Consider the following 7,308-nt stretch of genomic DNA (forward strand, 5'->3'; position numbering starts at 1 on the left):
CCAGTCCTGTCTCTGGCAATCCCTGACTTCAACGAAGTAAGTCAGGGTTGTTGAAAAAAATTTAGTAGAGACGTTCAGCCGGAACGTCTCTACCACAGTTTGCTTGTCCTAAGTTAGGTGTCCACTGCTCTTAACTATTCAACACTTCTACCTGATGACGGAAGGCAATTAAGGCATGACTATTCTCCATTTCGGCTAAGCTTTGGAAGATCTCGTCAGAGACTTCTGCGGAAACAACGCTTTTCATCTCAATGTTGGTGTTATACCCAACAATATCTCCCATCCGCCTGCCATGACCCCCTTCACCGAGGACATCGTTGATGGTATATCCCGTTACCCCTTTGCTTTTGAGCAGTTTGATTAAACGATCTTTGAGTACAGATTCACCAATGATCGTGATTAAGACAGCGGGTTTGACGGGAATGGCTTCAGTAGACATAAGAAACTCCTAAAATGCTGGTTAAGGGAAAGATGACAGGCAAAGAATAACTCAATTCCTGTACCAATTCGAGATTTTCCGGAAAAGTTCACCGTCTCAGACTTCTGTTTGGCAATCGGCGAGTCGTTTTAATCCACTGCCGCAGTCGCTGTCGCAGCTCATCGATATTCGGCGTTTGTTTACCATAACGCCAGCGTACATAAGCTTGAGAAATGTCATCAATCACAGTGGCTGAGTCAGAGGATTGCTGCTGACGCATGAACCTAGCATATTCTAACGGCGTCTGGGCGGGGTGTTTAATATAGCCTTTTGCCCTTAAAACCTTTAACATTTGCTGGTACAGCCGTTCCATTGGTGGTAATTTCCCTAACCAGCGACGGTAACGCCAGGTTTGCCACTGTACCCAGCTTAACCAACCCACGAACCCCAGAGCGATCGCGAAAATTAATCCGCCAAACAATCCCATCCAACCACTGGAGAATATCACCCACAGTCGCACAATCAGCCGCAGTAGCGAACCCACAACCAGATTCCACAATTCCCCGATAAAATTGCTGACGGGTGAAGGTAACCATCCCGCTACCCACTGCCAAAACTGACGCAAAACACTAAAGGTTGCTGTATCTTCCACACTTTGGGGAACTATTTCATGTCCGGGAATGGGGTCAAAGGCAAACCAGCCATAGTTGGGGAAATAAACTTCCGTCATGGCGTAAGCATCGGTATTGTTGACCACATATAAGCCCGTGAAGGGATTGAATTGACCGGTACCAAATCCTACGACTAACCGCGCTGGAATCCCAATCGAACGCAGCATGATGGTTAACGTAGTGGAAAAGTGATCCGGATACCCGCCTTCATGTTTAAACAGAAACGCTTCGACTAAATCCTCATCTTCTTGTAAATGGGGAAGTTCAAAGGGATTATCGGGAATTCGATACCGTTGTTTCAGGGCTTGAGCCAAATACAATGCCTTTTCGTAGGCGGAGGTGAGGGGTTTGGGGGAGGTGACTAAGAGTTGTTCGGTTTTTTCACGCACATTATCGGCGATGTCTGGCGGAACATCCAGATAGTATTTTTGGATATTGTCGGGATAAGTTTCCGGGGCTTGTTGGAGTCGAGTGCGATCGCGTACTGGCACTTCCGATACTACGGTATAGGTTAATCCTTCCAGTAACCCTAGAGGCGATCGCAAACTGCCTTCTGTATCAATTCCGACTTCCCTAGTGGGAAAATAAAGGCTTTTCGGATAACTCAGGGCGGGAATAATATTCGGCAGTTCCGACACCGCCGTATAGCTTTGAATCACCCTTTTTGTCCGACCCAAATTAAAGCTAGTCGGATAGAGTGCAAATCGATAAGACCAAGGCGGACGACTCACCTCTAGTACCTGATCTTCGCGAGACAATTCCCATCCTTGACCCGTATACTGGTCAAATGCCTGCACCCGCCAAAAGCCAGGGGCTTGGGAACGCACTCGTAATACGACTTTCGGCTTTAAAGCACCTCGAAGATTCTGGTTAATTTGGTTGCCAAAACCATAATAAAACGTTTCATCCATTTCACCAGGACCGCGACTGGGAGAGGTTCCCTCACCACCAGAACCCTCCCCTTCACCCTCACTCACATATCCAGGATTATTAACGCCTCGATTATTCCCCTCAAACGAGCGCTCATCCAAATCCATGGGCGCACTCACCGGAAAGGTTTGCAGTTGATAACCGGGAAACCGAGGCATTAGGGCGAAAATCCCTAAACCCAGGGCGATAACAATTAACAAAAAAATACTTAACCGTTGCAGTGAAAGCGGCGAAGAACGTTTAGCTTTTTTCCTAGACGTTTTCCGTTTTGGTGATAAACCGATGCGGGATTGGTAATCGAGAATCAGTGTGGGTAAAGCGATGGCTAAAAATATTAACAGTAGCGGGGCAAACGCTAAGGTTTGGCTCAGGGTTCCTGCCACCCCCAACAAAATCAGCCCGATTACCATCGAATAGCCTAAATCCTTGCGCCGGGGCAAGTCAAAGCTGTGGAGAACTTGTACTTGAATCAATAATTCTGCGAGAACGAGGCGGGTATCATTGAGGCTGGCTAATAAATTATTAAAGAATACCCCCATAGCGATTAGCATCCCAATCGCCAAAAAGAACTTAACCGCAATGTTGCGATGGCGGCGACGATACCAACTCCAGGTTGCTCCCAGGATAGAGAGTGGTACAGCCCAGACACTCATCTGAGTGTTAGCAGCAATATCGGTGGCGATAATTCCCACAATCACTAGCCCCTGGACTAGGACTCGTAATCCGATCGAGTCTTCGGTTTGAGGCAGTGGCATTGTGCCAAGACGCTGCCACACCTGATTTAGACCAGGTAGACGCCGGATTCGCTGCATCCCTGAAGGGTTCGACATAACAATTGACTCTCTTGTGTGCGAGATGGCTGTTAGGTTAAATTCACGGGTTCAATCTATTGTATCTAAGTCCACAGTCGGGAGTGAGAGAAGCTCCCCAGTCTAACAGCTAGCACTTAATCCTTACCCCTCATAAGGTTGGGTAAATCGCAAAAACCAAGGGGTTTTGGTCTGAGTCTTGGAACCGAATTTCCAGGGGATAGGTTTGATTCGGCGGCAAATCAAAGGCTTCAACACTCACATAGCCGGGATAGGTGCGCTCTGATACGGCTGAACCTTCAGGTGTACGCAAGGTCAAACTGCCACTTTCGGGTAGATTGCTGATCACCCGCAGGGTGGGAACACCTTCTTGGATCTGGTATTCAGCCTGGACGGTGATCACGCCGACAGAGGTTTGCCATTGGCGTTCAACCGGAGGCTGGTTGGGTGAAATGGATACAGTCAACGTGCTAATAATCTCTTTAGCCGCTAACAATGCCAGAATCATTTGTTGCTCTGGAGTTGCCTCATCATAGGATGGAGATGGAAGTTCCTTGAGCAACAGTTGCAGTTGTTCAGGGTCACGACCCGATCCCGAAGACAACAGTACCATTTGCGCTTGATTATTCAGCAATTGGAATTGGGCGGGGAATAAGTTTTCCACAGCCTTGACCATTTTTCGCCCCAATTGATAGGGGGAATAGACTGACTCCGAACAAGCGTTAAATAGGGTGACTAAAACGTTTTCCGGGATGGGGACAGGTAGGGGTAGGTTCAAGAGTTGGGGTGTCCATACCTGAACTGATGGAACTCCACTCGGGGCTACGCTGTCTGAGATCTCAGGTTCGTATTCATGAATATTCGTCTCCCAGGGGAACAAGGGGGGATGACGCTCAATTTCTACTTGCAGTTTGCGCTTAATTAGCGCCTCAAAACGATTTTGCACGATCGGCATATCTCCCAAGTTGTAGGGGCGGGTTGTACCGCCCGGTTCAATGTCCTCACGAGTAGGAATGTCTTCTGAACCCACTCGCGTGTGGTCATTAGCGATTTCGCCAGTTATAGTGGGTGCAATGTTCACGTCTTCAACATCCAGTGGATCTAACTGATCAAATTGAAAATCCGCTGCTTCTAGCTCATCGATAGGGTCTAACCCGTGGGGTTGCCCATGGACTGATGGTGTAGCAGCAGGAACGGACTCTTGTAACAGCCAAGCCATTAAGCGGCTGTATAGGGTGTCCGAGTTATTGTTTATGTCACTATTCATCTTCAGATGCACCTGATCCGGATACTGAACGATTGCGAATATCCCAGGCAATTTCCAGCAATTTAAACCATCGCTTGTCAACCTGAGTCACTGTACAACCTAGGGCTTGGGCTATTTCTTGGCTGGAATGACCCTGCTGCTTGTGATGCAGCAATTCCCGCTGTTGGGGATCAATTTTGTGCTGAAATAGCTGCCACTGGTGGGGGGTTAACCCCAGATTTTTCTCTAAATCGGCTTCTAGCCATTGATGAACCAGTTCCCAACGGTGAGAAAGAGCAAACCGAATTAAATGATACTTAAATCGTTGCTGTAAGTAATCCCTCTGACGGGGGGTTAATCCTAATATCTCCTCAATTTCGCTCGTCGGCAAGTCTTGTAGACGCAGGGTGAAGTAGTCGGCACAATCGTGTTGTTGCCGTTCTTCGAGATAGGCGAACAATTCCTCAACAACTTTATCCCGCAGGTTCGCTTCCAGAGGTTCGGGTTCAGACGCCACCATCACCTCTCGCACCTGCTGAATCGCGGCATCGTTCCAGGTATTTTCTGAATCGGGAGTACCCCCTTCGGCGGCGGTATCCATGTCTACCGAGGTTTCGGGGGGTTGCTGTTGAGAAAAGGTTTGCGCCCGCAAGATCAGCAGTTGCTGGGATCGCCGTCCGGGTAAAGGAATACGGCGCTTGGCATACCGTTCGGTAAACGCCATGTACTCCGATAACTCCAGTAGCGATCGCGGACGATAATTCTCGTCAATGGATGTCTCACGCCGAAAAGCATTTAAGGATTCGACATAAAATCCCTGTAAGAAATCTTCAATCAGGGTAACCCGAGCTTGATAGCTCGCGGGGGTTTGAGACGGGGTAATATAGCGGTAGACGATCGCACTCAACGTACTCTGAAGGTCGATTCGTCCCCGGTGAGATCCAAGGCGGTAATACTTTAAGACTTGTTTGAGGCGATGGTTGGCTAGGGTCTTTGCCCAGCTTTCAACATCTCCAGACGTCTTAATTCGATGGCTTTCATTACAAATTCGAGTGACTTCATTTGCTAAACGCGCTGCTACATCCCGGCAGTTCTGCTCGGATGCAGTCGTAGACTGCCGGAGTTCGTTAAATAGCAGTTGAAAAATAGCCTCCACGCCCTGGCAGACTTCCCTCATGATGTTCATTCTTTCACAAAGACCCTAACACACATATCAACAACCGTTTTAATCTGGGTTTAGACTCATACATAGCAGTAAGAGGTACTCGAAAAGAGGATCGCTCGATGGATTTAACCCAACAAATTCAAGCCCTGATTGACAATGCCCCGGCTGACGGGACGACGCCGAAAATGGTTGAGGCGATTGCCCCCGTCCTAACCACGCTTGCCAGTCAGTTACACCACTCGGACTATCATATTCTCCAAACCCTAGATCAAGGTTGGGTGGTAACGACCCTGAGTAATCGTGCCCAGCCTGAGGTCGAAAAAAATGTTGTCTATGCTTTTCCTACACTCAAAGACGCGGCTGATTTTCAATCAAACTGGGACCCTCAAATCATCGCGATGCCCGTGCCAGTCACTCACATTTTGTTCCAGATGTTAGCCCTTGACAAGGTAAATAGCACCGTTTTCTTTGATACACCTGGTAATTTAACAGCCGGAACCGAGGTGCGTCGAGAGGATCTGCAACGCTTGGTGCAAACTCAGCTCCAGCATACTCAATCAGCACCTCGGTCATATCCTAGCAACCTCCCCCCAGATATCGCTTAAGATATCGCTTAATTTAAATTAACCTACAGCCGCTAAAATTCTAGGCACTTGAGGGGAGTGCGATTGACTCGCCCGCCAATTCGGTGCTGGAGGTTTATTTAACCTTAACCTTTTGGTCAGCTTTGGCGCGGCGCTGTTATTTCTCCTGAAAACCCTGGCTTTTCTATTGTAAGCGGTTATAGTCGTTATCCAGTGTCAACGCCTGTAATTTATATCACAGAGGATAACTATGTCTGAATGTCCTGTTTGTCAAACCCAATATATCCCAGGTAATGTGCATCGTTGCTCTGTCTGTGGGTGGGATTTGACCCCCTATCCACCTGCCTTGGCGCAGTCTGTACCCTCAGAATTTTGGCAGCAGCAGTCCGTTCAATTAGATTGGGCGAGACAGATGTGGGCAAAATGGTCATTTTCCCAAGGGGTTTGGCAAACCCTTTCTCCCCTGAAAGAACAGTTAGCCCAGATTGAACAGCAGCTTCAGCAGGCACAACAGGAACGGCAGGATTTACGGGAGCAACTCCAACAACTGCTGCCGCAACTGGATCAGCCTTTACCCACACTCAACACCGAAAGTCATCAAGACTCAACACCATTACCTCCCCTAGAAGTCGCCGTTTTAAATTATGAATTAATTGAACATCAATTCACACTCAATGATTTTTCTGACTCGGTATTATCGGTTGCCATTAGTCCAGACGGCGAAACCTTAGTTAGCGGCGGTTATGATAACCTGATTAAACTGTGGAATCTCCAAACTAGGGAGATAATTCACACCCTTGCCGGACATACCGACTCCGTTATTTCTGTTGCCATTAGCCCGGATGGTAAAACCTTAGTCAGTGGCAGTGCTGATAATACTCTGAAAATGTGGAACTTAAACACTGGCACAGAAATAATGACGGCTGATGAACATTTGGACTCAGTGTTATCGGTAGCGATTAGCCCAAATCGTAAAACCGTAGCCAGTGCCAGTTCTGACGGTACTATTAAGCTGTGGGATTTGATCACAGGCTATGAGATCCGCACCTTATTTGGTCATGCCGATGCCGTATTGTCGGTGGCGATTAGTCCAGATGGACAGAATCTAGTCAGTGGCAGTTCTGATGATACGATTAAAGTTTGGAATCTGAAAACGGGGAAAGAAATCCGCACCTTAACTGGGCATAGAAATTCAGTTTTGTCGGTGGCAATTAATCCCGATGGACAAACTGTCGTGAGTGGGGGATATGACGATACGATTAGATTGTGGAATCTGAAAACCGGGGAAGAAATCCGCACCATTACAGGTCATGAAGATTCTGTCTTATCGGTTGCTGTTAGTCCAGCGGGACAAATGTTAGTTAGTGGCAGTTCTGATAATACCGTTAAGGTTTGGCATCTGAAAACAGGCGAAGAAATCCACACCTTAAGGGGTCATTCTAGCTCAGTTATTTCCGTGGCGTTGAGCCGAGATGGTAAAACAAT

6 protein-coding genes are annotated in these 7,308 nt (G+C 47.8%); 2 read left to right on the forward strand and 4 right to left on the reverse strand.

What is annotated here, in order from left to right:
• Positions 1-130: 130 nt before the first annotated feature.
• From ACLFWI_RS23170 to hetZ, 4 genes are all read right to left on the reverse strand, one after another.
• The gene (locus ACLFWI_RS23170) at positions 131-439 is read right to left on the reverse strand and encodes a P-II family nitrogen regulator (protein WP_446414885.1); all 309 of its coding nucleotides are present in this window, start codon (positions 437-439) and stop codon (positions 131-133) included.
• 88 nt (positions 440-527) lie between these two features.
• Positions 528-2,849 (reverse strand): transglutaminase TgpA family protein, encoded by a 2,322-nt coding sequence (locus ACLFWI_RS23175; protein WP_446414886.1) that lies wholly within the window; start codon positions 2,847-2,849, stop codon positions 528-530.
• Between the two features lie 130 nt (positions 2,850-2,979).
• Entirely contained in the window at positions 2,980-4,095 is a 1,116-nt protein-coding gene (locus ACLFWI_RS23180) for a hypothetical protein (RefSeq protein WP_446414887.1), read from the reverse strand.
• Complete coding sequence (hetZ, locus tag ACLFWI_RS23185) at positions 4,088-5,251, reverse strand: heterocyst differentiation protein HetZ (protein ID WP_446414888.1); 1,164 nt, start codon at positions 5,249-5,251, stop codon at positions 4,088-4,090. Before hetZ ends, ACLFWI_RS23180 begins: the two co-directional genes overlap by 8 nt.
• A gap of 107 nt (positions 5,252-5,358) precedes the next feature.
• Between hetZ and ACLFWI_RS23190 the strand changes: the two genes are divergently transcribed.
• Together ACLFWI_RS23190 and ACLFWI_RS23195 are read left to right on the forward strand one after the other, a co-directional pair.
• Positions 5,359-5,844, forward strand: a complete 486-nt coding sequence (locus ACLFWI_RS23190) for a hypothetical protein (protein WP_446414889.1) — start codon at positions 5,359-5,361, stop codon at positions 5,842-5,844.
• 229 nt (positions 5,845-6,073) lie between these two features.
• Positions 6,074-7,308 (forward strand): WD40 repeat domain-containing protein (locus tag ACLFWI_RS23195; RefSeq protein ID WP_446414890.1); only part of this gene is annotated, 1,235 nt, incomplete at its 3' end.

Origin of the sequence: Coleofasciculus sp., from assembly GCF_046539235.1 — a bacterium.
Taxonomy (GTDB): Bacteria; Cyanobacteriota; Cyanobacteriia; order Cyanobacteriales; family Coleofasciculaceae; genus Coleofasciculus.

Bases quoted from the DNA above. Each gene is read 5' to 3' on its own strand.
- ACLFWI_RS23170 (WP_446414885.1), bottom strand. From the start codon at position 439: ATGTCTACTGAAGCCATTCCCGTCAAACCCGCTGTCTTAATCACGATC.
- hetZ (WP_446414888.1), bottom strand. From the start codon at position 5,251: ATGAGGGAAGTCTGCCAGGGCGTGGAGGCTATTTTTCAACTGCTATTT.
- ACLFWI_RS23180 (WP_446414887.1), bottom strand. From the start codon at position 4,095: ATGAATAGTGACATAAACAATAACTCGGACACCCTATACAGCCGCTTA.
- ACLFWI_RS23190 (WP_446414889.1), top strand. From the start codon at position 5,359: ATGGATTTAACCCAACAAATTCAAGCCCTGATTGACAATGCCCCGGCT.
- ACLFWI_RS23175 (WP_446414886.1), bottom strand. From the start codon at position 2,849: ATGTCGAACCCTTCAGGGATGCAGCGAATCCGGCGTCTACCTGGTCTA.